This is a genomic window from Streptomyces sp. NBC_01013, from assembly GCF_045162765.1.
GTDB lineage: Bacteria > Actinomycetota > Actinomycetes > Streptomycetales > Streptomycetaceae > Streptomyces.
On the sequence record NZ_CP108687.1, the window covers coordinates 8,037,608 to 8,062,659 of the forward strand.

Sequence of the window (25,052 nt, forward strand, 5' to 3'; positions counted from 1 at the left end):
CAGGGTGCCCGGTTGGACACGGGCCGTGCCCGAATGGCTTACGTCACCGCTGCGGCCCCGCGTCCGCCATGGACGCCGGGCCGTGCACTCGGGTGATTCGCCCCCCGAGGGCGGTCCGGTCTCAGCCGGTGGCCGGGCGGCCGGGTGCGACGACGGAGCGCGCCCACCGGTAATCGGCCTTGCCGCTGGGAGAGCGCTGGATCTGCGGGGCGATCACCAGGTGGCGCGGGATCTTGTAGCCGGCCAACCGAGTGCGGCAGTGGGCCTGGACGTCGTCGAGCGAGGGGGCGTCGGCGCCTTCGCGCAGCTGTACCACGGCAGCGACGCGGTTGCCCCAGCGCTCGTCGGGAGCACCCGCGACCAGTGCGTCGTACACGTCCGGATGTGATTTGAGCGCCTGCTCGACCTCCTCCGGATACACCTTCTCGCCCCCGGTGTTGATGCACTGCGAACCCCGGCCGAGCACCGTCACGATGCCCTCGGCGTCGACCGTCGCCATGTCGCCGAGCAGCACCCATCGCTCGTCACCCTTGCGGAAGAACGTCGCGGCGGTCTTGCCCGGGTCGTTGTAGTAGCCGAGCGGTACATGACCGCGCTGGGCGATCCGGCCCGGCTCGCCCGGAGCCACCGGCTCGTACGTTGCCGGGTCGACGACCGCCGTACGGGCGTTGACCCGGAGCCGGAAGCCGTTCTCCGGCCCGGAGTCGGCGGTCGCGGTGCCGTTGAAACCGGACTCGGAGGACCCGAAGTTGTTCAGCAGCATCACGTGGGGCACCAGCGCCTGGAACTCCGCCCGCACCGAGTCTGACATGATCGCGCCCGAACTGGAGACGGAGAACAGCGACGAACAGTCGGTGCCCTTCAACGGCCCCTTCAGAGCGTCGATCAGGGGCCGCAGCATCGCGTCGCCCACCAGCGACACGCTGGTGACCTTCTCCTTCTCGATCGTGCGGAGCACCTCGTGGGGCACGTACTTGCGGTGCACCACGACCCGCTGGCCGAAGTTGAAGCCGATGAAGGCGGTGAGCGTCGAGGTGCCGTGCATCAGCGGGGGAGTGGGGAAGAAGGTGATGCCCTCTCCGCCTGCCGCCACCCGTTCGGCCAGCTCCTGCGGGGTCTTCACCGGGTCGCCGGTCGGTGCACCACCGCCCAGGCCGGAGAAGAACAGGTCCTCCTGGCGCCACATCACCCCCTTCGGCATGCCTGTGGTGCCACCCGTGTAGATGATGAACTGGTCATCGGCCGAGCGGGGTGCGAAACCGCGTCCCGGATCCCCGGCCGCCTCCGCCGAGGCGAACGCGACGGCCTCGGGCCCGGGTGCCCCGTCCGCCGGCAGGCCCACCCGCACGAGATGGCGCAGCTTCGGTGCCTGTGGAGCGGCAGCCGCGACGCGCTCGTCGAACTCCCCGTCGAAGACCAGCGCCACCAGATCCGCGTCACGGTAGAGGTAGATCAACTCCTCTTCTACGTATCGGTAGTTGACGTTGACGGGGACGATGCGCGCCTTCAGGCAGGCCAGCACGGTCTGGAGGTACTCGATGCCGTTGTAGAGGTGCAGGCCGAGATGTTCGCCGGGGCCGACTCCCGCCTCGATGAGGTGGTGGGCGATGCGATTGGCCGCGGCGTCGAGTTCCGCGTACGTCAGCCTGCGCTCCGCGCCCGTTCCGGGATGGTCGAGGTGGACGAGCGCCTCACGTTCCGGGACGGCGTCGACCACCGATTCGAACAGGTCGGCAAGGTTGTACTCCACCATTCCTCCTGACCCCGGTTACTGAGTGGCTCGGCGGTCATTAGAGCGCCGACCGGCACAAGTGGGAAGAGGGTCCGGAGAAGAAATCTGACTGGCTGTCAGAAAACTATTGAACTGCCTCCCCGCTTACTGCAACCTGTTCTAGCCTCACGACGGGAGACAGACCATGGGCGGTACCGAACACCTCACCGTGCAGCGCGAAGGCGCCACACTGGTGCTCACCCTGAACCGGCCCGAGAGCAAGAACGCGCTCTCGCTGCCGATGCTGGTCGGCCTGTACGACGGCTGGATGGCAGCCGACGAGGACGAGGAGGTCCGCTCCGTCGTCCTCACCGGAGCAGGCGGCTGCTTCTGCGCCGGCATGGACCTCAAGGCCCTTGCCGGCAAGGGAATGGACGGCGAGCAGTACCGGGACCGGATGACCGCCGATCCCGATCTGCACTGGAAGGCGATGCTGCGCCACCACCGCCCCCGCAAGCCGGTCATCGCCGCCGTAGAGGGCCACTGCGTGGCCGGCGGCACCGAGATCCTGCAGGGCACCGACATCCGTATCGCCGGCGAGAGCGCCACCTTCGGACTCTTCGAGGTCCGGCGCGGCCTCTTCCCCATCGGCGGCTCCACCGTGCGGCTGCCGCGCCAGATCGCCCGCACCCACGCACTCGAAATGCTGCTCACCGGCCGCCCCTACACGGCCGGGGAAGCGGCCCGGATCGGGCTGATCGGACGGGTCGTGCCCGACGGCGCCGCACTGGACGCGGCCCTCGCCGTCGCCGAGCAGATCAACGCGTGCGGCCCGCTCGCCGTCGAAGAGGTCAAGGCATCGGTCTACGAGACCGCGGAGATGACCGAGACCGACGGCTTGGCCGCCGAGCTCAAGCGTGGCTGGCCCGTCTTCGCCACCGCCGACGCCAAGGAGGGCGCCCGTGCCTTCGCCGAGAAGCGCCCGCCCGTCTACCGGCGGGCCTGAGGGCTGTCCCGCCAAGGGCTGTCCCGCCGGTCATGGCCGGGTCCGCGACGTCTGGCACGGCACCTCGCCGCGATGCCGAACGGCCCCGTAGCTCCGCTGCCGAGAGGCTCCGGCGCCTTGCGATGCACGGCACCGCACGCCGCGGCCTGATCCGGTCCCGACCGACCAGACCCCCGAACCAAGGAGGCAACCGTGCCCGACGTCCTCAGCGCACCGCTGGTGGTCGAATTCCCCTTCACCCGCTCCCTCGGCCCCGTGCAGAGCGCCTTCCTCACCGGACTGCGTGAACGCACCGTGCTCGGCGTCCGGACCGGCGACGGCAGGGTCCTGGTCCCGCCCGTCGAGTACGACCCCGTCACCGCCGAGGAGATCCGTGACCTGGTCGAGGTCGCGTCCACCGGAACGGTCACCACCTGGGCCTGGAACCCGCACCCCCGCCGGGACCAGCCGCTGGACACCCCCTTCGCCTGGGTGCTCGTCCGCCTCGACGGAGCCGACACAGCGCTCCTGCACGTCCTCGACGCACCCGGGCCCGAAGCCGTCAGTACCGGCATGCGTGTCCGCGTGCGCTGGTCCGAGGCCCGCAGCGGTGCCATCACGGACATCGCCTGCTTCGAGCCGTACGAGGGTGAGCCGGGCGGACCCGCTCCGCACGACGGCGAGTTCGCGGGCCCGGTCACCGGCATCGTCACCCCCGCGCGCCTGGACTACACCTACTCGCCGGGCCGCGCGCAGAGCGCCTACCTCGAAGCACTCGCGGGCCGGCGCGTCGTAGGAGAACGATGCCCGTCCTGCCGCAAGGTGTACGTCCCGCCCCGCGGCGCCTGCCCCACCTGCGGCGTCGCCACCGACGAACGGGTCGAGGTCGGTCCGCGCGGCACGGTCACCACCTTCTGCGTCGTCAACATCAAGGCGAAGAACCTCGACATCGAGGTGCCCTACGTCTACGCGCACATCGCCCTCGACGGCGCGGACCTGGCCCTGCACGCCCGGATCGGCGGCATCCCGTACGACCAGGTGCGGATGGGACTGCGTGTCGAGCCCGTATGGGCCGAGGGCAGCCGCCACCCCGACCACTACCGCCCCACCGGCGAGCCGGACGCCGACTACGACGCGTACAAGGAGCTGGTCTAGATGCGAGACGTAGCGATCGTCGCCTTCGCGCAGACCGACCATCTGCGGCGCACCGACGAACTCTCCGAAGTCGAGATGCTGATGCCCGTGCTGCACCAGGTCCTCGATGCCACCGGCCTGAGGACCAGCGACATCGGCTTCACCTGCTCCGGATCCAGCGACTACCTCGCCGGCCGCGCCTTCTCCTTCACCATGGCGCTCGACGGCGTGGGCGCACACCCGCCGATCTCCGAGTCCCATGTCGAGATGGACGGTGCCTGGGCCCTGTACGAGGCCTGGGTGAAGATCCAGACCGGCGAGGCGGACACCGCGCTCGTCTACGCCTACGGGAAGTCCTCGCCCGGCCAGGTGCGCGATGTCCTCACCCGGCAGCTCGACCCGTACTACACGGGCCCGCTGTGGCCGGACTCCGTCGCCCTCGCCGCCCTCCAGGCCCAGGCGCTGATCGACGCGGGCGACACCGACGAGAGCGCGCTCGCGGCCATCGCCGCCCGCAGTCGCGCGGACGCGTCGGACAACCCGCACGCCCAGCTCAGCGGAGAGGTTTCGGCCGGTGACTACCTCGTCCAGCCGTTGCGGGCCGGCGACTGCCCGCCCATCGGCGACGGCGCCGCCGCCGTGATCCTCGCCGCCGGCGACACCGCGCGGGCCCTGTGCGCGCGCCCCGCCTGGATCCGGGGCATCGACCACCGCATCGAGGCCCACGGACTCGGGGTCCGCGAACTCACCCAATCACCGTCGACCCGGATCGCCGCCGAACGGGCCGGGGTCTTCGAACGCCCCGTCGACACCGCCGAACTGCACGCCCCGTTCACCTCCCAGGAAGTGGTGCTGCGCAAGGCGCTCGGCCTCGGCGACGACGTCCGGGTGAACCCCTCAGGCGGAGCGCTGGCAGCCAATCCGCTGATGGCCGCCGGGCTGATCCGCCTCGGTGAGGCCGCAGCCCGCATCCACCGCGGCGAGTCCGACCGTGCGCTCGCCCATGCCACCTCCGGACCGTGCCTCCAGCAGAACCTCGTCGCCGTACTCGAAGGGGAGAACGCTCATGCCTAAGGAGCCCGTGGCCGTCGTCGGCGTCGGACAGACCAAGCACGTCTCCGCCCGGCGTGATGTCTCCCTCGCCGGACTCGTCCGCGAAGCCGCCGTGGCCGCCCTTCAGGACGCCGGGCTGACCTGGGCGGACATCGACGCCGTCGTCATCGGGAAGGCGCCCGACTTCTTCGAGGGCGTGATGATGCCGGAGCTCTACCTCGCCGACGCCCTCGGTGCCGTGGGCAAACCGATGCTTCGCGTCCACACCGCGGGGTCGGTCGGAGGCTCGACCGCCCTCGTCGCCGCTAACCTCGTCGCGGCCCGCGTGCACCGGACCGTCCTCACCCTCGCCTTCGAGAAGCAGTCGGAGTCCAACGCCATGTGGGGCCTCTCGCTCCCCATCCCGTTCCAGCAGCCGCTGCTCGCCGGAGCGGGCGGCTTCTTCGCCCCGCATGTGCGCGCCTACATGCGCCGGACCGGGGCGCCCGACACCGTCGGCTCCCTCGTCGCGTACAAGGACCGGCGCAACGCGCTCAAGAACCCGTACGCACACATCCACGACCCGGACATCACCCTGGAGAAGATCCAGGCCGCGCCCATGCTCTGGGACCCCATCCGCTACTCGGAGACATGCCCGTCCTCCGACGGGGCCTGCGCGATGATCCTCACCGACCGCACGGGCGCGAACCGTTCACCGCACCCGCCCGCCTGGGTCCACGGCGGAGCGATGCGCAGCGAACCCACCCTCTTCGCCGGCAAGGACTTCGTCTCGCCGCAGGCCGGCAAGGACTGTGCCGCCGACGTGTACCGGCAGGCCGGTATCGGCGACCCGCGCCGGGAGATAGACGCCGTCGAGATGTACGTGCCGTTCTCCTGGTACGAACCGATGTGGCTGGAGAACCTCGGCTTCGCCGACGAGGGCGAGGGCTGGAAACTCACCGAGGCCGGAGTCACCGAACTCGACGGCGACCTGCCCGTGAATCCGTCGGGGGGCGTGCTGTCCACCAACCCCATCGGTGCCTCCGGAATGATCCGGTTCGCGGAGGCCGCGCTCCAGGTACGGGGCCGGGCGGGCGAGCACCAGGTGGACGGTGCCCGGCGGGCGCTCGGCCACGCCTACGGTGGCGGGGCGCAGTTCTTCTCCATGTGGCTCGTCGGCTCCGAACCGCCCACGGGCTGACCCGCGAGGCCTCCCGGACGGGCCGCACCACCGACCGTGTACCGCGGCCTGTTCGGGAACGCCGGCGATGGCTAGGCTCTTCCCGGCCGCAATGACGAGCGCGAGGAGCGGACGTGGCGCGCAGGATGAGGCCCCAGCAGCAGCCCTTTGCCCGCTGGGACAAGCCGGAACTCGACCTCGGCAACGCTCGGTGGCGGTCGGGCAGTCAGGGCATCGGCGACGTCCAGATCGCCTTCGTCGAGGGGTTCATCGCGATGCGCAACGCAGGGCGCCCCGGCAACCCGCCGCTGGTCTTCGCCCCTGCGGAATGGCGCACGTTCGTCGTGAACGCACGGCTGGGCGAATTCGACCCGAGGTGACGGCCGAGACCCTCTGGCGCCGGAACATCTCGGTCACCACGGCGGAGCCGTTCACCACCTCGACGCACCCACCGCAGGCGATCCGCCCTGCTCCGGGTTCGATCGGTGTGGACGGTAGGTCTGCGGCCCACGACTGATGAGGGGATCACCGCAGCAGGGGATCACCGCAGCGGTCTTCCTCGGGGCTGTCCCGCAATGGTCGTCGTGCGCCCGCCAGGAATTGCGGGACAGCCCGTCGGTGATCACATTCCCGCAGGTCGGCCAGGGACAAAAGCTGGTGTCACCGCACGAGCGGCAACGCACTCCGTAGGTAGCGTGGGGGGTGTGACAGGTGAGAGCGATCTTCGCGTCCTGCTGAGCAGCCTGCGTCCCGAGCTGAACCCCGGGCGCTACGTCTACGTGACCGCGCCGGACGGAGCCGTTCCCGACGGTGCCCGCCCCGTCGTCACGGTCCGTGAGGCCGAAGGTCTCACGCTGGTGCTCCTGCAGGCCGAAGCCGCGGCGGCCCGGCTGCCGTACTCCTACGTGGCCGGCTGGATCACCCTCCGCGTGCACTCGGCGCTGGAGGCCGTCGGGCTGACCGCCGCCGTCTCGCTCGCCCTCACCGACGCGGGGATCAGCTGCAACGTGGTGGCCGGTTTCCACCACGACCACCTCTTCGTCCCGTACGACCGGTCCGCCGAGGCCGTCGCCGTGCTGGAGGCGCTGGCCGCGGAGTCGGGTACGGGGTGACCGGGGCGTTGCGACGGGGGCGCTGCCGCAGAGGCCTGCCCGGGCCCGGCTCGGCGGGGCGGGCCCGGACACGTAACATGTCTGCATGTCCTTCCTCCGCCGCCGTAGCGCCGCCACACCCGCGGGCCCCGACTTCGACGTCCTGGCCATGGACCCGGGCGACTGGCCCGGAAACCTCGGCGCCGGTCTGCTGCCCGCCCCCGACGGCAGCTGTCAGGGCGTGTTCCTGCGCTACGACCTGTTCGGCGGCCGCGGCCCCGCGATGATCATCGGCAATCTCCCGGAGGGCTCGCCCGCCCGCGAGACGGAGGAGGGCCAGGTTCCCTTCGAGGTGGCGCAGCTGCTGCTCGCGCTGGAGAACGACGAGCCGGTCGAGGTCACCGGCACCGAGGACATGCCCGTGATGCAGGGCGACAACCTGCTGATCGTCCGCCGTGTGAAGCTCTCCGAGAGCCGTATCTCCTGCGTGCAGTTCGACCGCAGCGACGGTGTCCTCGTCACCATCGCCAGCTGGGACCGGCCGATCACCGACGATCTGTACACCCTCCTGAAGCCGCTGCCTGCCGAGCTCTTCCAGCAGGGCTGAGCCGGTCCGGCCGCTTACGGCTGCGCCACTTCCGTCCAAGTACACGCGGCCTCTGTCCAAGAGGCCGCTTTGTCATGCGTCTTGTCCACACAGTCGTCGGACCTCTAGCGTCGTTCGGCATGACATCCGGGATGACGCGACGCACCACTGTCAAGACGGCGATCGGGGTAACAGGGGCTCTGGCGTGGGGAGTTCCCGCTCTCTCCGACACGGAAGCCGCCGCCAGTACCTCCGATGAATCGGGCAAGGGTAAGCGGAAGGCGGAGCTGCCGAACCCAGAGCTCCACTACCGTGCGCCGGCCGCCGGCTGGGAGCGTGAGTCCCTGCCCATCGGAGGTGGGGCCCTGGGGGCGAGTGTCCACGGAACGCTCGCCTCCGAACTCCTCACCGTCAACGAGAAGACCCTGTGGACCGGCGGCCCCGGTTCGGCCCAGGGCTACGACTTCGGCAACTGGACCACCCCAAGGCCGGGCGCCCTCGCCGCAGTGCAGGACCGCCTCGACCGCGAAGGGGCGGTCGGCGCCGACGAGGTAGCCGCCGAACTCGGGCAGGCACGCCGCGGTTACGGCGCCTACCAGGTCTTCGGAGAGCTGCACCTGGACGTGCCGGGAGCGCCGGCCGCGCCCGACGCCTCCTACCGGCGCGGACTGGACCTGCGCACCGCCCTCGCATCCGTGTCCTACACCCATGAAGGGGTCGCCCACAGCAGGGAGTTCTTCGTCTCCCACCCGGGTGCCGTCATCGCCGGACGGCTGAGCGCGGACCGTCAGGGGCAGGTGGCGTTCACCCTGCGGTACACCTCGCCGCGCAACGACTTCACCGCGTCCGCCACCGGAGACCGGCTCACCGTCCGCGGCGCGCTCAAGGACAACGGACTGCGCTTCGAGGCCCAGATCCGCGTCCGCACGTCCGGCGGCAGGGTCACCGCCGGGGCCGACGGCAGCCTCACCGTCACGGGAGCCGACCGCGCCTGGTTCTTCCTCGCGGCGGGCACCGACTACGCGGACACCTACCCTGACTACCGGGGCGAGGACCCGCACCGAAAGGTCGCGGCCGCCGTCGACGCCGCTGCGGCCAGGTCGTACGAGAGCGTCCGCGGCGCCCATGTGAACGACCACCGCACCCTCTTCGACCGGGTCGCGCTCGACATCGGCCAGGAGCTCCCCGACCTGCCCACCGACCAGTTGCTGAGTGCCTACACCGGCGGGCCGAGCGCCGCGGACCGTGCTCTGGAGGCGCTGTTCTTCCAGTACGGCCGCTACCTGCTGATCGCGTCCTCCCGGGCAGGCTCGCTGCCCGCCAACCTCCAGGGCGTATGGAACAACTCGACCAACCCTCCGTGGTCCGCCGACTACCACAGCAACATCAACCTCCAGATGAACTACTGGCTCGCCGAGGTCACCAACCTCGCCGAGGCCACCGCCCCGTACGACCGCTACATCGAGTCCATGCGCGAGCCCGGCCGCAGAACGGCGAAGGAGATGTTCGGCACCGCCGGCTGGGTCGTGCACAACGAGACCAACCCGTACGGCTTCACCGGAGTGCACGACTGGTCCACCGCCTTCTGGTTCCCCGAGGCCGCCGCCTGGCTCACCCAGCAGTTGTACGAGCACTACCGCTTCAGCGGCTCCACCGCATACCTGCGCTCCACCGCCTATCCGGCCATGAAGGAGGCCGCCGAATTCTGGCTGGCCAACCTGCGCACGGACCCGCGCGACGGACTCCTCGTCGTCACCCCGAGCTACTCGCCCGAGCACGGGGACTTCACCGCCGGGGCCGCGATGTCCCAGCAGATCGTCCACGACCTCCTCACGAGCACCCTGGAGGCCGCCCGTACCCTCGGCGACGCACCGGCCTTCCGCAGCCGTCTCGAAACCACCCTCGACCGCCTCGATCCCGGCCTGCGCATCGGGTCATGGGGGCAGCTCCAGGAGTGGAAGACCGACCGTGACGACCCGGCCGACACCCATCGCCACGTGTCGCACCTCTTCGGCCTCCACCCCGGCCGGCAGATCGAGGCGGGGAGCCCCTGGGCCGAGGCCGCAGAGGTCTCTCTGGGGGCCCGTGGGGACGGTGGCACCGGCTGGTCCAAGGCATGGAAGATCAACTTCTGGGCGCGGCTGCGGGACGGCAGCCATGCCCACAGGATGCTGGCCGAACAGCTGAAGAGCTCCACCCTGCCCAACCTCTGGGACACCCACCCGCCGTTTCAGATCGACGGGAACTTCGGCGCCGCCTCGGGCATTGCGGAGATGCTGCTGCAGAGCCAGCACGATGCCGTCGAGATCCTCCCCGCCCTCCCCGACGCCTGGGCGGACGGATCCGTGCGCGGGCTGCGCGCCCGCGGCGGATTCGCCGTCGACATCGAATGGGCCGCCGGGAAGGCCCGCCGTGTGGTGCTCACGGCGGGCCGTACCCGTGAAGTGACCCTACGCAGCACGCTGTTCACGAGCGGCGAGAAGGTCATCAGGGCCCGCGCCGGGCGGCGCTACACACTGACCCCCGAGAGCTGAACGAACAGCGAGGTCACCTGCGCCGCAGAGGTGCCGAGCCCCGTGGGACCGCCCAGGTGCCACGGGGCCGCGGTGCCCCGCCGCAGATCCTCCTCGCGGTAGCGCCTGCATCCCCGGTGCCAGATCAGGATGCCCGCGAGCCAGTGCTTCAGCTCCTGGACGTAACCGGCCAGGGTCTCCCTCGCCTCCGCGTCCAGATCGAAGTCGTCGTAGAGGATGGGCAGTTCGTGCTCGGCGACATGCAGGAACTGCCGCAGCCTGGACTTCATCAGGTCGTGAAGGATCTCCACCGCGGTCGGGTAGTCCACCCCGAAGAAGTTCTGTACGACCAGGACGCCGTTGTGCACCTCACCCTCGTACTCGATCTCCTTCTGGTACGAGAACAGGTCGTTGAGCAGTCCGGCGTAGTCGGCGGCCGCGTTCTCCAGGGAGCGCAGCGGACCGCTCTCGTAGATCTCCGGCGGCACCTTCCTGCCGTGCCCGAGCCGGCACAGGCTCATCGTCAGGTCCGAGCCGAACGTCATGCGGCGCATCTCGACGTAGTCCACCGGGTCGGGAATCCGGTTCTGTGCCTGGTTCGCCAGCTCCCAGAGCCAACTGGCGGTCATGTCCTCGACGGCCGTGCGGAACGCCCGCCTGCCGCTGCCGTCCATCGGTGCGGCGGTGAGTTCCCAGAGATCGGCGAGCCCGCGCTCCAGCGCGTTGACCGGCTCGGGCACCGCGCTCCCGTCGAGCGGCATGAACAACGAAAGCCTCTCATTCGCGAGCCGGGCACCCGCCAGGTCACGGGTCCGCCCGTGCACCACCGGAAACCAGTCGTCGCCGTACGTCCCCCATGCCAGCCACCGCGATGACAGGTCCAGCCCGTCCGGGGTGGCGTCCGGATGGATGCCGGCCGCGCACAGCGGCAGGTCGATGGCCCGCAACCGCTCCTCGTCCCAGATGTGCGAGCCCGGAACCCCCGGCTGCGCTTCCAGGATGCCCATCCGGCCCGCCCACTCGACCAGCCGCTCCCTGGCCCCGTTCAGATGCGGGCTGAGCGTCGTGCCGAACGGCAGATCGAAGTCGGGCAGCAGGGACGGGCCGACGTGCTGGTGAGGCAGATGGGTGTGGCTGCGGAACCTGGCGGTTTCCGAACGGGGCGTGAAGCGGATCGACGCCGCGGCCATACCGAAGCCCGGCGGGGCCTGTGCGGCACCTCCATCGTTCATGTAGCGACTGGAGCGCATGTGCCACTCATGGCCGCCGGACTGCCAGTCCTGCAGCCCCTTGACGTACGCGAGCACCGCCACGGTCTGGGCCGCGTCCAGACCCTTCGCCGCGCAGAGCGGGCCCAGTTCGGTCAGCGCGGTGTTCTCGAACTGCTGGAGCCGGGACGTCAGCAGGTCGTTCACCGCCTCGGCGGCCTCCTGCGTCGAGCAGTCGAGGAAACGTTCGAGGACCAGGACACCGTTGCTGTTCTCACCCTCGTCCTCGACCTCTCGCTGGTACGAGAAGAGGTCGTTGCGCAGGTGGACCCCGTCGGAGAACGCGTCGCGCAGCACTCGCAGCGCCCGTTCACCGGCCACCGGCTCGGGCACCTCGGCGCCCGCCGCGTACTCCACCAGGCCCGCCGACCACGGGGCCCCGCCCACCTTGCGGCGCATCTCGATGTACTCGACGGGGTTGGCGATGCGGCCCTCGTTGATGTTGGCGAGCTCCCACAACGACTCGTTCAGCAGGTTCTTCGTCGCCTCCGCGAACCGCACCCGCCATGCGTCCGACATGCCGGGCACCGTCCGCGCCCACAGGTCTGCCAGCCCCGCCTCGACCGGGTTCTCCGGGTCCGGCGTCGGGGCACCGCGCTCCATCGGCATGAACGCGGGCAACCGGTCCAGGTATCGCTTGCCGCCCTCGCGGTCGGGGGTGCGCTTGAACAGTTCCAGGAAGTGGTCGTCGAAGAAGAAGACCCACACGTACCAGTCGGTGACCAGGGAAAGCGCCTCGGCCGAGCAGTCGGGGTGGGTGTAGGCGCACAGCAGCGCGTAGTCGTGGGAGTCGAGGTCCTTCTCCTCCCAGATGCCCGAGCCCTCCAGCATCCCTATGGCCCGCGCCCACGTCCTGGTGTGCGTTCGCGCCTCCTCGACGTGCGGGTTGAGGCGCGCCGGATACGGGACATAGAAGTCCGGCAGGGTGAAGGGCTGTGCCATGTGCGTCCGGCCTTTCGATAAGCCTTCGAGTGAGCGTCACGCGGTTCGGTCGTTCCGCGCCAGCACTACCCTTCGGCCGTTCGAGGCACGCACCGCCGCCATTAGTCACACAACAAGTGCGCTCGTTCGAGGGATGACCGGGTGCTGCGCCGACCGGTCGGCGCCAGCGTAAAACTCAGGTAACGCAGTACCGCCAGAAAGCCGTTGCCCCTTTCCCTCCGCAGGTCAGAGCACCCGCCAGTGGTCTGGTCCACTGGTTCGACCCGCAGCCCCCACCACACCCTTGACGTGCCATCACCTCAGGTCAGAGAGTGTGCGCGCACAAAGGAACGCAAGATCGCCACTCGAACACCTCTCGATCCGTACGGCTCCGGTAACGCCCAGCTCCAAGAAGGGTTGTCATGACGTCCAAGCAGAGGACCGGACGCGCACTCGCGCTGACCACCGCCGGCGCGCTGAGTCTCGCGCTGCTCAGTCCCGCGGCACACGCCGGCGCGGACGGGGTGCGGCCGGAATGCCCGCGCGGTCTTGAGTGCGACTGGGTCCCGGCCGCCTACCAGCAGACCGGTGACCCGGCCGACAAGGAGACGTACGGCAACTACGACACCGCGGACCGGCCGAACAGCAACAAGATCAAATTCATCGTCCTCCACGACACCGAGGAGGACTTCGACACCACCCTGAAGATCTTCCAGAACCCGCTGAAGCAGACCTCGGCCCACTACGTGGTGCGATCCGGCGACGGTCATGTCACACAGATGGTGAAGAACAAGGACGTCGCCTGGCAGGCCGGGAACTGGTACCTCAACACCCACTCGATCGGTATCGAGCAGGAGGGTGTGGCCACCGAGGGCGCGCAGTGGTACACCCCCGAGATGTACCGCTCCACGGCGAAGCTCGTACGCTATCTCGCTGCCAAGTACGACATCCCGCTCGACCGTCAGCACATCATCGGGCACGACGGGGTCCCGCCCACCAGCGCCTCCGGCACCAAGAACATGCACTGGGACCCGGGCACGTACTGGGACTGGAACCGTTTCATGGCGCTCGTCGGCAAACCGACCGTGCCGACGGCCCGCAAGGGCAGCGAACTCATCACCGTCAGTCCGCGGTTCAAGGACAACCAACAGGCGTTCCGTGACTGCGAGAAGGCCGTCGACCTGCCCGTGCAGGGTTCCAGCGCCGTGCCGCTCCACACGGAACCGTCCGAGGACGCACCGCTCTTCTCCGACCCGGGCCTGCACACGGACGGATCGCCCGGCACCAACTGCGCGGCCGACTGGGGCAGCAAGATCAGCGCCACCCAGCAGGCCGTCGTAGCCGACCACGCACCCGGCTGGACGGCGATCTGGTGGTACGGCAAGAAGGCCTGGTTCAGCACCCCGGCCCGTACCCGCACCACCATCCCCTCGTCCGGATACGTCGTCAGGCCGAAGGCGGGCAAGGCGGAGGTGCCGGTGTACGGGGTGGCGTATCCGGAGAAGGCCGAGTATCCGGCCGACTTCGCGGACCGGCGGGTGGGCACGGCGCTGCAGTACACCATCAAGGCCGGGCAGTCCTACCCCGGTGGCGGCGAGGCCCCCACCGGCTTCTTCTACGCGCCGACGATCGACTCCTCGTACCCACTGGACCACGCGTACTTCCAGGGCAAGGAGAAGTACGTGACGGTCCAGATCGGCCACCGCATCGCCTTCGTGAAGGCATCGGACGTGGACATCGTCCGCGCACACTGAGCCGCCGGGCCCTGCCCTAAGACAGCACAACAGCGCGCTGCGGGGCCGGTGTGTCGGCACCGGACCCGCAGCGCGCATCCCCCGTCGGTCAGGTCAGCGAGTGCCGACCGCGGCTCGAACGGCACTCCGCGCCATGGCGCAGTCGTCGTGGAGGCGACGCAGCAGCAGTCGCTGCTCCTCACCTGACGACAGCGCACCCGGACGGTCCTGGCCCGTCCTGGCCGGCGCGGTGGTGTCCCGCATGGCCCGTTGAAGAGCCGTCTCGTACGTACGGATCTCCCGCGTGAGTACCAGCATCAGGTTGACCAGGAACGCGTCCCGCGCCGCGGGACCGGCGACCTGGGCCAGCTGGCTGATCTGACGCCGGGCCACCGGCGCGTCACCCAACACCGCCCAGAGCGTCGCCAGGTCGTAGCCCGGCAGGTACCAGCCGGCGTGCTCCCAGTCCACCAGAACCGGACCGGTGGGCGACAGCAGAATGTTGGAGAGCAGCGCGTCACCGTGACAGAACTGCCCCATGCCCTGACGGCCACCGGCGTGGGCGAGTCCGTGCAGCAACTTCTGCAGGTCGCCCAGATCACGGTCGGTGAAGAGACCGAGCTCGTGATACCGCGCGATGCGTGCCGCGTAGTCCAGGGGGGCGTCGAACAGACCGGCCGGCGGACGCCAGGCGTTGACCCGGCTGACCGCTCCGAGCACGGCCCGCAGGTCTGCCCGCGGCGGGGCCTCCGACGGGTGCCTGGTCAGCGCCGCCACCCGGCCGGGCATCCGCTCGATGACCAGCGTGCAGTTCTCCGGGTCCGCCGCGATGAGACGGGGCACCCGCACCGGCGGACGGTGCCGGACGAACGCCCGGTATGCCGCTATTTCGTGGCGGAACCGCTCCGACCACGCGGGGGAGTGGTCCAGTAAACACTTGGCGACGGCGGTCGCGCGGCCGGTGGAACCGACGAGGAGTACCGAACGGCCGCTGCGCCGCAGCACCTGTACCGGATTGAACTCCGGGCAGATCCGGTGCACCGAGGCGATCGCCATCCTCAGCTGCGCGCCCTGCGGACCGGACAGGTCCAGTCTTCCACTGAGTGAGGGGGTACCCGGCCCGGCCACGCGCCGGGTCCGGCCGATGCCGGGCGCGGGGGCTGCGGCGCGGGGGTCGAGATACGGTCCGCCACCCACCCCCAGGGGTCGCAGCGGCCGGGGCGGGGCGGACACGGAGGACGATGCTGTGTACATGGGCGAGACAGATCCCTTCGTGCGCCGACAAGTTGCGTGCGCCGCCCCGGCCGGCGGCCGTTCGGCACCCTGGGGAGTACCTAGGGCTGCCGGGCGGGGTGGCGCATTCCTACCTGACACCGAGAGGCCCATGGCAGACCACGTGGCGACCCCTGGCGAAGGCTGGCGAATAGTCGCAGGGCATCTGACAGGGGGTTACTGTCAACACAGCCGAGAACCTGGGGGCTTGACGTGACCGGAGAACCCAACACCCGCCTTTCCGACCTGTTCGGCCTTGCCGGCTGGTCCAAGGGCGAACTCGCGAGAATGGTGAACAGGCAGGCGGCGGCCATGGGCCACCCGCAACTGGCCACCGACACCTCGCGCGTGAGGCGATGGATCGACATGGGGGAGTCCCCGCGCGATCCCGTGCCCGAAGTGCTGGCAGCTCTGTTCACCGAGCGGCTCGGTCGTGTCGTGACCATCGAGGACCTCGGGTTCGGCCGGCGCGGGCGTGTGGGGAAACGGCGAGAGACCGGGACGGAACACAATCCCGACCAACTCCCGTGGGCGCCCGAGCGGACGGCAGCGGTCCTCACCGAATTCACGGGAATGGACCTCATGCTCAACCGACGCGGCTTGGTGAGCGCGGGCGCCGCGCTCGCCGCCGGCTCCACGATCGCCGGCCCCATGCACGACTGGCTGCACACCGACCCCGTACTGGCGGCCGACGCCCCACGCATCGACGACCCCGTGCTCGCGGACCCGGCCGGCTATGACCGGTACGAGGCCGCACCCATCGGCTCGGAGGAGATCGACGCGCTGGAACGCTCCGTGGAGGTGTTCCGCGCCTGGGACGCCTCCCGCGGTGGCGGCCTCCAGCGCAAGGCGGTGGTGGGCCAGCTCAACGAGGTGGGAGGCATGCTCGCCTACCGTCACCCCGACCACCTGCAGCGCCGCCTCTGGGGCGTCGCAGCCAACCTCGCCGTGCTGGCCGGCTGGATGTCCCACGACATCGGCCTCGAACCCACCGCCCAGAAGTACTTCGTCATCGCCGCACACGCCGCACGCGAGGGCGGTGACCGGCCGAGGGCGGGCGAGGCGCTCTCCAGGGCCGCACGCCAGATGGTCCATCTGGGCCGTCCCGACGACGCACTCGACCTCATGAAGCTCGCCAAGTCCGGCTCGGGCGACATGGTCCTGCCGCGCACCCAGGCGATGCTGCACACCATCGAGGCCTGGGCGCAGGCCTCCATGGGCCGGGGGCAGGCCATGCGGCGCACCCTCGGCCGGGCCGAGGAGCTCTTCATCTCCGACAAGGGCGATGTGCCACCGCCCAGTTGGATGCAGATGTTCGACGAGGCCGATCTGCACGGCATGCAGGCCCTGGCGTTCCGCACGCTGGCCGAGCACGACCCCTCAGTGGCGGTCATCGCCCAGCGCCACGCGAAGCAGGCGCTGGAACTCCGGGTCAACGGACGTCAGCGGTCCAAGATCTTCGACTACATCTCGCTCGCTTCGGCCTGCTTCATTGCCGACGACCCCGAACAGGCCGACCGCTACGCCCGGCTCGCCCTGGTGACGATGGGGGAGACCTCTTCGCACCGCACCTGGGACCGGCTGCGCGAAATGTACCGGCTGACGGGCCAGTTCGCGGGGTACGCGAAGATCGAGGACCTCCGTGAGGAGATCCAGCTCTCACTCCCGCAGAGCACCGTAGTCAAGAGGCCCAGGAGCTCGGAGATCTGACCGTTGGCACCGTGAAGAAGGGGCGCTACGCACCGGAGGGGCGCCATGAATTCAAGAGGCGCCGGGAAGAAGAATCGCCGTTCCCCGGCACCTGTTCGGCTATGCCCCGATGCGGGCGATCAGTACACACGCGTCGTCCAGTCGCTCGGTGCCACCGAACTCCTCGACGACGGTCCGCACGCATTCCTGTGCCGTACGGGCTTCGGCAAAGCGGGGCGCGAGTGCGAGCAGAGATTCCGTGCCCGGGCGGAGACCGCAGTGCGCGTTGCCCGTGCCGCGGGCGAGCCCGTCGGTGTGCAGAACCAGCACATCGCCGGGCAGTAGGTGTACTTCGTCCTGCTCGTAGGCGACCCCGGAGGCCGCTCCCAGGAGCACCCCGTCCGGCGGGGGGACCGGGCGCCCGACTCCGTTGCGGAAAAGCAGTGGGGCCGGGTGTCCGGCCTGGGCCCAGTCCAGTCTGCGGGTGGCGGGGTCGAACCGGCAGCACACCGCACTGCCCAGGGCGGGCTGGATCGACGTCTCCAGTAACTGGTTGAGGTGTCCCATCAGCGCTCCGGGCTCGATCCCGGCCACCGCCATCCCGCGCAGCGCACCCAGGATCATCGCCATGGCGGAGGTCGCCTGGATACCGTGGCCCGTCAGATCGCCGACCGTGAGCAGCGTACGGCCGTCCGGCAGTTCCATCGCGTCGTACCAGCCGCCGCCGATCAGGGCGCTCGAATCAGAGGGCAGATAGTGGGCCGCGATGTCCAGCGAGCCCGGCCCCTGGTCCGGGAGGCTCAGCGACCCCCGCCACGGGGGAAGTACGGCCTCCTGCAGTTCTACGGCCATCCGGCGCTCAGTCCTGGCGATGTGCTGATGGCGGCGTAGCGAGTCCTGGGTTCGGTGTACCACCTGCTGGCTGCGGCGCAATGCACTGACATCGCGCAGGACCGCCCACATGGAAGCGGTACAGCCGTCCGCGTCGAGGACGGGCTCGCCCATCATGTGCAAGGTGCGCATGCGCCCATCGGCGCGCAGGATGCGGAACTCGCCGTCTATCGGCTTGCCGTCGACCAGACAGTCCGTCACCAGCGCCGTGAGCAGCGGCTGGTCCTCGGGCAGGAGCACGGAAGGCAGGTCGTCCAGCGAAAGCGGTCCTGCCTCCGGCGTGCGGCCGAAGATCTGGAGCAGCTCGTCGGACCAGGTCACCTCGTCGGTCAGGAGATTCCATTCGGCGCTGCCAACCCGGCCGATGAGCGAACCCGGAGGCTCGCCGACGAGCGTCTCCCGGTCTGCCGGCTGCGCGGCCTCGGCCGCGATCTGCTCCGCGGCCTCCGACGGCAGCCCCTCCTTGAGCTGTCCCAGATGCGCGCCCAGGTCGTCGAGCTGATGGACCGCGAGGTCGCACAGTGCACGCTGCCAGCGCAGCCGGGGATCGTCCTCGTCGATGAGGACGGTCTCGCGCCGCACCGCGTCCACATCGCCACGCAGTCGCTGCGTCCGGTTGATCAACGCGTCGACGGCATCGCGCTCGGGCGGCCGGGGGGCGGGGCGGTCCGCGGAGGGGTGGGGCGGCATGTCGTACTCCGATACAGGCGCGGTACAACCAGGTCTGAGGGTGGACCGAATACGACTGTTGCACAGGCCGCAGGCCCCCGTAAGGGGTTTGGCAACACTCGACGCGTTCTTGCATCCGGCATATGCCAGCGGCTGGCCGCAAACCTGATTTATCGAACGCCCTTTCTGGCCAGGGGTGTTGATGCAAGTCATCCGGTGCCCGGCGTCTGGCGGGCGCCCGGCCGAGCGCTTCGCGCGGGGGTCGCGAACTGGCGTCCGGGCATATGCGGGCCGGGGCCCCCGCCGTGGCCGGGGCCCCCGCCGTGGGCGGGGGCCCCGTGGTGATGGCCTTCCATGCGGTCAGCAGAGGGCGATGCGGCCGTACGAGCCCATCTTCCACTTCCATTCGAGCGTCTCGCCGGGGGTGGTGGTCCAGCAACTCCTGTCGGGACCGTTGTTGATCACCAGCTGGATGTGCATGTTCCGGCCGCAGTTGTTGGTCGTCCAGGCGGTCTTGTTCTGCTTGATGACCTCGCGTGCCACGCAGGCGGGTGCGGTGTCCCCGGCGGCGGCCGCCGGGCCCGCCGCGATCATCGTGCACGCGGCGATCATCGCGGTGGCCGCGAGAGTGGACAGGGTGTTCTTCAGGCGCATGGTTCACGTTCCTCAGGGAGTCGACTGCGATGTAGGGCGCAGTGATCAACGAGCGTCAGGGCCCCACGTGACGGCCGTCGAAGAGTGCTCGGATGCCTGATGGGGGGTGTCGGGCGGGTCGGGAATGGGGGGTGTCGGGCGGGTCGGGAATGCTTCCGGGAGAGCCCGCGTTACACGACCAGAACGAAAACGAATCCCGTTCCCATCAAGGTTCGGGGTCGGTACAGGAGTCCGGAGGTGCCCATGGCCCGCAGTGAAGCCCGTCCCGTCGTCACCCTCCGCTCGACCGCCGGAACCGGTCAGAGCTATGTGACGCGCAAGAGCCGTCGCAACAATCCCGACCGCTTGGTCCTGCGCAAGTACGACCCTGCTGCCGGTCAGCACGTTCTGTTCCGCGAGGAGCGCTGACCGCGGCCCGACGCCGAGTGCCGGCGCGAGTAGTCCGTACGTCCTAGTACAGGGAAGGAATGTCCATGAACTCCCGAATCCACCCCGTCTCCCGTCCGGTGGTCTTCCGCGACCGCGCCGCAGGGGCGGCCTTCCTCACCCGTTCCACCGCGGATTCCGATCAGCGGGTGACGTGGGAGGACGGCCGGAGCTATCCCGTCATCGACGTGGAGACCTCGTCGGCGAGCCACCCGTTCTACACCGGCACCCGGCAGGTGCTGGACACGGCGGGCCGGATCGAACAGTTCAACCGCCGCTACGGCACCCGGGCGCCCGCCGTCGGCGGATGATGCCGAGGTCCCAGGCCCGGCCGTCCGTGCCCTGGATCACAGTCCAGGGTGCGGATTCCCGGGAACACGACCGGATGATTTATCGTTCACCTATATGTGGATGACGCGCTGAGCGCCCACACCAGAGCCGCCCCGGCTGGATTCCCCCGATCCGGCCGGGGCTCCCCCTTGTCAGGGCCCAGCAGCCCGCGCTACGTCCGGGCGGGAGCCGCGACGGCCCGGCCTCCGGCGGCTTCGACGACAAGGGCGGCGGTTGCGAGAGCAGCAGCCGCCACGCCACCCGACTCGGGCCACAGGCGCACCGACAGCGCGGCCAGTGCCGCCCCCGCCACGACGGAGAGCAGCCGGCCGGCCACCCAACCGTCACCGCGCCCCCGGGACCCGAGAGCCAGCCGTCCGACGAGAGACGTCAGCGTTCCGGTGAAGTAGTTCGTGGGAGTGGCCCGGAGGCGACCCTGGATGCCCATGGCGAGCCCCATGGCCACCAGCAGCCCCAGCCGGTCCATGTCCGACGTGATCAGACCCCACCCCCACAGCAGGGCGCCCGCGGCGAGCAGCACCGTCTCGACCAGCAGCATGACGGGCAGCCGCCGCCACACCCGTTCCCCTGTCACAGCGCCCCAGGCCACCCCGCATGCGTACGCGACCAGCGCGATGACCACACGCAGCGCGACCCCCTCCTCTCCGGCCCCCGCGGCCGCGGCGCCCAGCAGCACCAGATTGCCCGTCATCACACCGGCGAAGACCTGGCCGACACAGATGAAGACGAAGGCGTCCGCCGCCCCGGAGGCGGCCGACAGCAGCAGCAGCGCCGCATGGGCACGAGGACCGTCCGCGCTTTCGCGGCCGCCCGGTCGGGTGGGTGCGGCGGGAGTCGGCACATCAGCATCTTCGCCGCACGCCGGCCGGTGGAGCGGCGTTCGCCGCGGCTCGGCGCGGCGGACGCCGCCAGGTCCTCCTCACCTCGCACGGCTGTCACGCCGGGTGTCGCGCCCGCCGGGCTTCGCGCCCGCCCGAAGCGAGTCGGACCTTCGCCGCCCCCGGACCGTCCACGGGCACCTGTCAGCTCGACACCGGGGCTCCCGCCGGGTCGGGCGGCCCTACCGCCGCTGCCGTCCGGGCGATGTTGCGGGCCATCCCGCCGAACACGACCGAATGGAAGGGCCACACACTCCACCAGTACGCGTGACCGAGCAATCCGCGCGGATGGAACAGCGCCCGCTGCCGGTAGCGCGAGTGGCCGCGGCCGTCGGGCTCCACGTGCATCTCCAGCCAGGCCAGGCCCGGCAGCCGCATCTCGGCGCGCAACCGCAGGAGGCGGCCCGGCTCGATCTCCTCCACCCGCCAGAAGTCCAGCGAATCGCCCACTCGCAGCCGGTCGGTGTCCCGCCGCCCCCGTCGTAGACCCACCCCGCCCACCAGCCGGTCCAGCCCCCCGCGCACCGCCCAGGCGAGCGAGAACGAATACCAGCCGTGGACGCCGCCGATCCCCTCGACGACCCGCCAAAGAGCCTCCGGGGACGCGTCGACGTCGCGCCGGCGCACATCCGTGTACAGACTGCCGCCGGCCCAGTCGGGGTCCGTGGGCAGCGGGTCGCTGGGCACGCCGGGCACCGACGCGGACGACCAGCGAGTGGTGACCCGGGCCTCCCGGACGCGTTGGAGGGCCAGTCGCAGCGCCTTGTCGAGACTGAACGGCTGCTCGGGGCCGTCGGGGACGAACTGCGCGATGTCGTGCTCGCGGCACACGACCTCGTAGCGAAGGGACTCGGCGAGCGGGCGGGCGATCGAGCGCGGAACGGGTGTCACCAGTCCGATCCAGTGGCTGGACAGCCGGGGGGTGAGCATCGGCACGGGCAGGATCAGCCGATGCGGAAGACTGGCGATCTCCGCGTACCGCTGCATCATGTCCCGATAGGTGACGACGTCCGGCCCACCGATGTCGAAGGTGCGGTTGACCTCGCGCTGCATCCGGGCGCTGCCCACCAGATAGCGCAGCACGTCCCGCACCGCGATCGGCTGGATCCTCGTGGACACCCAGCTCGGCGTCACCATGACGGGCAGCCGCTCCGTGAGATACCGCAGCATCTCGAAGGAGGCCGATCCGGAACCGATGATCACTGCCGCCCGCAGCGCGGTGGTCGGGACCCCGGAATCCAGCAGGATCCTGCCGACCTCGGCCCGCGACCGAAGGTGCGGCGACAGTTCCTGTTCGGGTACGCCGGAAGGCGTGAGGCCGCCGAGGTAGACGATGCGGCCGACGTTCGCGGCACGTGCCTCCTCGCCGAAGACGGTGGCCGCCCTGCGGTCCGTCTCCTCGAAGCCACCACCGGACGTCAGGGCGTGCACCAGGTAGTAGGCCACGTCGACGTCCTGCATCGCCGGGGCCAGCGTCCGCGCGTCGGTGACGTCGCCACGGACGATCTCCACCTCGTCGGCCCACGGGTAGTCCCGCAGTCTCTCCGGGCTGCGGGCCAGGCATCGCACCCGGTACCCCGCCGCCAGCAGTTCGGGGACCAACCGCCCCCCGATGTAGCCAGTGGCGCCGGTGACCAGACAGCGAGGCTGATTACCGCGGTCGCTCGTCATGAGATCTCCGCATCGGTTCGTCCTGCCGTGTGCGCCGGGCCGATCGCCCACCCGGCCGCTCCGACCAGTCTGGCCCGCGTCCGGCCGAGACGCACCACGCCCCCGCGGGTCGCCAGGTGTGGTACGACCGGTCGGGGGCATCTGTCGCCCATGAATGCAGAGCCAGAAACAACTGTGCGCACCGGGACACGTCATAGAGCATGGGGTCGTGTTCTGCTGCGGGTCATCATTCTGGTGACGGCCTTCCTGGCCATGGTCGGGTTCTCCGTCGTGCTGGCGAAGGTGACGCTCACACCGTCGCCGGCCTCCGAGGACCTCGTCACGTCGAACCTGCGCCCGGGCCGATCGCTCCGGCAGTACGCCGAGGACTACACCTTCCTCGCCGCCTGCAAACAGGCCGGCGGCAATCTGGTGCTGGGGATGCCGTTCGGCGTGTTGCTGCCCGTCCTCGTGCCCCGGCGGCTGCGCATGATCCGCATGGTCCTGCTGACCGTCCTGGTCATCATCGTGGTCGAACTGGTGCAGGGGGCGCTGGTCCCGGGCCGCGCCTTCGACATCGACGACGTCATCCTCAACACGACGGGCGCACTGCTCGGTTATCTGCTGCTGGGGCGGCGCCTGAGCCACCGCTACCACGTGCTCGCCGCCGGACCGCAGCGCGCCGACCAGCCGGCCCCGGCCCGGCAGCCCAAGCCCGTCCGGCCGCGGACCGCAGGGCGAGCCGGAAGGGCGACCGCGGCGTGGACGCGGGTGCGGCAAGGGGTGCGGGCGGGCTTCACCCGCAAGCGCGTCCGCAGGGGATGAACGGGCTCCGGGCCCGAGGGCGGCGAGACCGCCCCACCCGGGGCCGGGCACCCGATCGGCCCGTGGCCTATTGCGGGGCGCCCCGTCCGGTCGCAGCGTGAGGTGACGCCGCAGTGTCCAGCGGGCGTACGGATCACCCGCCGAAGAGGAGCGACATGGCCGACGCGCAGTGGAGTCCAGGGCGCAGGGCGGGCGACGCCTACGAGTTCCTGCCGGTGCTGGACATCGTCGAGCCGGCCCGGCAGCGCCGGCTCACCGTCCTTTTCCGCCTCCTGCTGTTGATCCCGCACTTCATCGTGCTGTTCTTCCTGGAGATCGCGGCCTTCTTCACCGTCGTGTTCGGCTGGTTCGCCGCCCTCGTCCTGGGGCGGCTGCCCGAACCCGTCTTCCGTTTCCTCACGGCGACCCTCGCCTACCGCACGAGGGTCGCCGCGAGCGTCATGCTCCTCGTCGACAGCTATCCGCCGTTCACGCTGACCCAGCCGCCGGAGTATCCGGTGCGGATCGACGTCCGGCCGACGCGGCTGAACCGGCTGGCCGTGTTCTTCCGGCTGATCCTGGTGATTCCCGCCGCCATCGTGCAGAGCCTCGCCACGTCCGGGTGGTGGGCCCTGGCGATCGTGTGGTGGCTCATCACGCTGGTCCTCGGACGCATGCCCCGCCCGCTCTTCGAAGCCACGGCGGCCACTCTCCGCTACGAGATGCGCGTGTCCGCGTACGTGACGATGCTCAGCCCCGCCTACCCCAAGGGCCTCTTCGGCGAGGACGCCCTGTCCGTACCGGAACAGCAGGGGCGTTCCGCCACCAGACCCCTGGTCATGAGCACTGCGGGCAAGGCGCTGCTGGTCCTCTTCCTCGTCCTGGGACTCGTCGGCAGCATCACGACGTCCGTGACCCGCTCGTCGTCCGACGACACCGATTACTGGATGCGGGCGTAAAGGGCTCGTGCGAACCACCGCTCGACCGGCATGATCGTCCGATGACATGGACAGCACCTGAAGCCACCCGTACCGATGGTTCGCTCGTAGCAGCAGAGCGGGAGATGCTCACCGGGTACCTGGGATGGTTCCGCGCCACCCTCCTGCGCAAATGCGCCGGCCTGACGGGCGAGCAACTCGCCGAGCGGACCACGCCGCCGTCGAACCTCTCGCTGCTCGGCCTCCTCCGTCACATGGCCAAGGTCGAACGCACGTGGTTCCGCCAGCGGTTCGCCGGTCAGGACCTCAAGCCGATGTACGACCCGCAGAAGGGCAAGGACGCCGACTTCGAGGACCTCGATCCGGCGCGCGCCGCCGAGGAGTACGCCCGGCTGGTCGAGGAATGCCGCCTGGCGGACGAGATCGTCGCCGGGGCGTCGCTCGACGACACGTTCGTCCACAACGGCGAGGTCTTCTCGCTGCGTCTCGTGCACGTCCACATGATCGGCGAGTACGCGCGCCACATCGGCCACGCCGATCTGCTGCGCGAGCGGCTGGACGGTGTCACCGGGGACTGAGTGACAACCACGAACGCGAACGTGGTCTCCGCGCGCACGCAGCCGTGCGGAACGGTCGGTCGACCTGCGTACGCCGTGGGGGTCCCCGCCCTGCTCAG

Annotated in this window: 22 protein-coding genes; 15 read left to right on the plus strand and 7 right to left on the minus strand. The window is 70.1% G+C overall.

All coding sequences use genetic code 11. From position 1 onward, the window contains the following. Positions 1 to 121 precede the first annotated feature (121 nt). Positions 122 to 1,750 (minus strand): acyl-CoA synthetase, encoded by a 1,629-nt coding sequence (locus OG538_RS34810; RefSeq protein WP_406100417.1) that lies wholly within the window; start codon positions 1,748 to 1,750, stop codon positions 122 to 124. 166 nt (positions 1,751 to 1,916) lie between these two features. Between OG538_RS34810 and OG538_RS34815 the strand changes: the two genes are divergently transcribed. The 8 genes from OG538_RS34815 to OG538_RS34850 all read left to right on the plus strand — a co-directional run bounded on the left by OG538_RS34815 (position 1,917) and on the right by OG538_RS34850 (position 10,253). Further along, entirely contained in the window at positions 1,917 to 2,717 is an 801-nt protein-coding gene (locus tag OG538_RS34815) for a crotonase/enoyl-CoA hydratase family protein (protein ID WP_406099607.1), read from the plus strand. Positions 2,718 to 2,909: 192 nt separating this feature from the next. Next, positions 2,910 to 3,851, plus strand: a complete 942-nt coding sequence (locus tag OG538_RS34820; protein WP_406099608.1) for a Zn-ribbon domain-containing OB-fold protein — start codon at positions 2,910 to 2,912, stop codon at positions 3,849 to 3,851. Continuing rightward, positions 3,852 to 4,904: a thiolase domain-containing protein gene (locus tag OG538_RS34825; protein ID WP_406099609.1), complete on the plus strand. Its 1,053-nt coding sequence runs from the start codon at positions 3,852 to 3,854 to the stop codon at positions 4,902 to 4,904. It begins immediately after the preceding gene. Then, positions 4,897 to 6,063, plus strand: coding sequence for a thiolase domain-containing protein (locus OG538_RS34830; RefSeq protein WP_406099610.1), 1,167 nt, complete (start codon positions 4,897 to 4,899; stop codon positions 6,061 to 6,063). Before OG538_RS34825 ends, OG538_RS34830 begins: the two co-directional genes overlap by 8 nt. 125 nt (positions 6,064 to 6,188) lie before the next feature. After that, a complete protein-coding gene (locus tag OG538_RS34835; protein ID WP_406100418.1) occupies positions 6,189 to 6,422 on the plus strand; it encodes a DUF397 domain-containing protein in 234 nt (77 codons plus the stop codon). A 324-nt stretch (positions 6,423 to 6,746) separates the two neighbouring features. Next, positions 6,747 to 7,154, plus strand: a complete 408-nt coding sequence (locus OG538_RS34840) for an ACT domain-containing protein (protein ID WP_406099611.1) — start codon at positions 6,747 to 6,749, stop codon at positions 7,152 to 7,154. An 85-nt stretch (positions 7,155 to 7,239) separates the two neighbouring features. After that, on the plus strand, positions 7,240 to 7,740 hold the full coding sequence (locus OG538_RS34845; protein ID WP_018550733.1) for a hypothetical protein: 501 nt from the start codon (positions 7,240 to 7,242) through the stop codon (positions 7,738 to 7,740). A 119-nt stretch (positions 7,741 to 7,859) separates the two neighbouring features. Continuing rightward, a complete protein-coding gene (locus tag OG538_RS34850) occupies positions 7,860 to 10,253 on the plus strand; it encodes a glycosyl hydrolase family 95 catalytic domain-containing protein (protein ID WP_406099612.1) in 2,394 nt (797 codons plus the stop codon). On the opposite strand, the gene OG538_RS34855 is transcribed toward OG538_RS34850, so the two are convergent. Then, positions 10,229 to 12,442 carry a germacradienol/geosmin synthase gene (locus OG538_RS34855; protein ID WP_406099613.1) on the minus strand — a complete coding sequence of 738 codons (2,214 nt, stop codon included), beginning with the start codon at positions 12,440 to 12,442 and terminating at the stop codon, positions 10,229 to 10,231. The genes OG538_RS34850 and OG538_RS34855 overlap by 25 nt on opposite strands. 401 nt (positions 12,443 to 12,843) lie before the next feature. On the opposite strand from OG538_RS34855, the gene OG538_RS34860 reads away from it, so the two are divergent. Next, a complete protein-coding gene (locus OG538_RS34860) occupies positions 12,844 to 14,175 on the plus strand; it encodes an N-acetylmuramoyl-L-alanine amidase (protein WP_406099614.1) in 1,332 nt (443 codons plus the stop codon). 93 nt (positions 14,176 to 14,268) lie between these two features. Here the strand turns inward: OG538_RS34860 and OG538_RS34865 are convergent, their stop codons facing one another. Then, positions 14,269 to 15,408: an aminoglycoside phosphotransferase family protein gene (locus OG538_RS34865; protein ID WP_406099615.1), complete on the minus strand. Its 1,140-nt coding sequence runs from the start codon at positions 15,406 to 15,408 to the stop codon at positions 14,269 to 14,271. 231 nt (positions 15,409 to 15,639) lie between these two features. Here OG538_RS34865 and OG538_RS34870 point away from each other — a divergent pair, with 231 nt between their 5' ends. Beyond that, entirely contained in the window at positions 15,640 to 17,136 is a 1,497-nt protein-coding gene (locus tag OG538_RS34870) for a hypothetical protein (protein ID WP_406099616.1), read from the plus strand. 99 nt (positions 17,137 to 17,235) lie between these two features. Here the strand turns inward: OG538_RS34870 and OG538_RS34875 are convergent, their stop codons facing one another. After that, complete coding sequence (locus OG538_RS34875; RefSeq protein WP_406099617.1) at positions 17,236 to 18,696, minus strand: PP2C family protein-serine/threonine phosphatase; 1,461 nt, start codon at positions 18,694 to 18,696, stop codon at positions 17,236 to 17,238. 339 nt (positions 18,697 to 19,035) lie between these two features. Beyond that, positions 19,036 to 19,329 (minus strand): hypothetical protein, encoded by a 294-nt coding sequence (locus tag OG538_RS34880; RefSeq protein ID WP_406099618.1) that lies wholly within the window; start codon positions 19,327 to 19,329, stop codon positions 19,036 to 19,038. A gap of 243 nt (positions 19,330 to 19,572) precedes the next feature. On the opposite strand from OG538_RS34880, the gene rpmG reads away from it, so the two are divergent. Both rpmG and OG538_RS34890 read left to right on the plus strand, forming a co-directional pair. Further along, a complete protein-coding gene (gene rpmG, locus OG538_RS34885; protein ID WP_326734205.1) occupies positions 19,573 to 19,737 on the plus strand; it encodes a 50S ribosomal protein L33 in 165 nt (54 codons plus the stop codon). Positions 19,738 to 19,802: 65 nt separating this feature from the next. Next, positions 19,803 to 20,066: a type B 50S ribosomal protein L31 gene (locus OG538_RS34890; RefSeq protein WP_406099619.1), complete on the plus strand. Its 264-nt coding sequence runs from the start codon at positions 19,803 to 19,805 to the stop codon at positions 20,064 to 20,066. 191 nt (positions 20,067 to 20,257) lie between these two features. On the opposite strand, the gene OG538_RS34895 is transcribed toward OG538_RS34890, so the two are convergent. Both OG538_RS34895 and OG538_RS34900 read right to left on the minus strand, forming a co-directional pair. Continuing rightward, the gene (locus OG538_RS34895; RefSeq protein WP_406099620.1) at positions 20,258 to 20,947 is read right to left on the minus strand and encodes a YoaK family protein; all 690 of its coding nucleotides are present in this window, start codon (positions 20,945 to 20,947) and stop codon (positions 20,258 to 20,260) included. A 181-nt stretch (positions 20,948 to 21,128) separates the two neighbouring features. After that, on the minus strand, positions 21,129 to 22,655 hold the full coding sequence (locus tag OG538_RS34900) for an SDR family oxidoreductase (protein ID WP_406099621.1): 1,527 nt from the start codon (positions 22,653 to 22,655) through the stop codon (positions 21,129 to 21,131). A 234-nt stretch (positions 22,656 to 22,889) separates the two neighbouring features. Here OG538_RS34900 and OG538_RS34905 point away from each other — a divergent pair, with 234 nt between their 5' ends. The 3 genes from OG538_RS34905 (at position 22,890) to OG538_RS34915 (ending at position 24,954) form a co-directional block, all read left to right on the plus strand. After that, the gene (locus tag OG538_RS34905) at positions 22,890 to 23,459 is read left to right on the plus strand and encodes a VanZ family protein (RefSeq protein ID WP_406099622.1); all 570 of its coding nucleotides are present in this window, start codon (positions 22,890 to 22,892) and stop codon (positions 23,457 to 23,459) included. Positions 23,460 to 23,614: 155 nt separating this feature from the next. Next, positions 23,615 to 24,397 (plus strand): DUF4389 domain-containing protein, encoded by a 783-nt coding sequence (locus OG538_RS34910; protein ID WP_406099623.1) that lies wholly within the window; start codon positions 23,615 to 23,617, stop codon positions 24,395 to 24,397. Positions 24,398 to 24,438: 41 nt separating this feature from the next. Beyond that, positions 24,439 to 24,954 carry a DinB family protein gene (locus OG538_RS34915; protein WP_406099624.1) on the plus strand — a complete coding sequence of 172 codons (516 nt, stop codon included), beginning with the start codon at positions 24,439 to 24,441 and terminating at the stop codon, positions 24,952 to 24,954. Positions 24,955 to 25,052 lie beyond the last annotated feature (98 nt).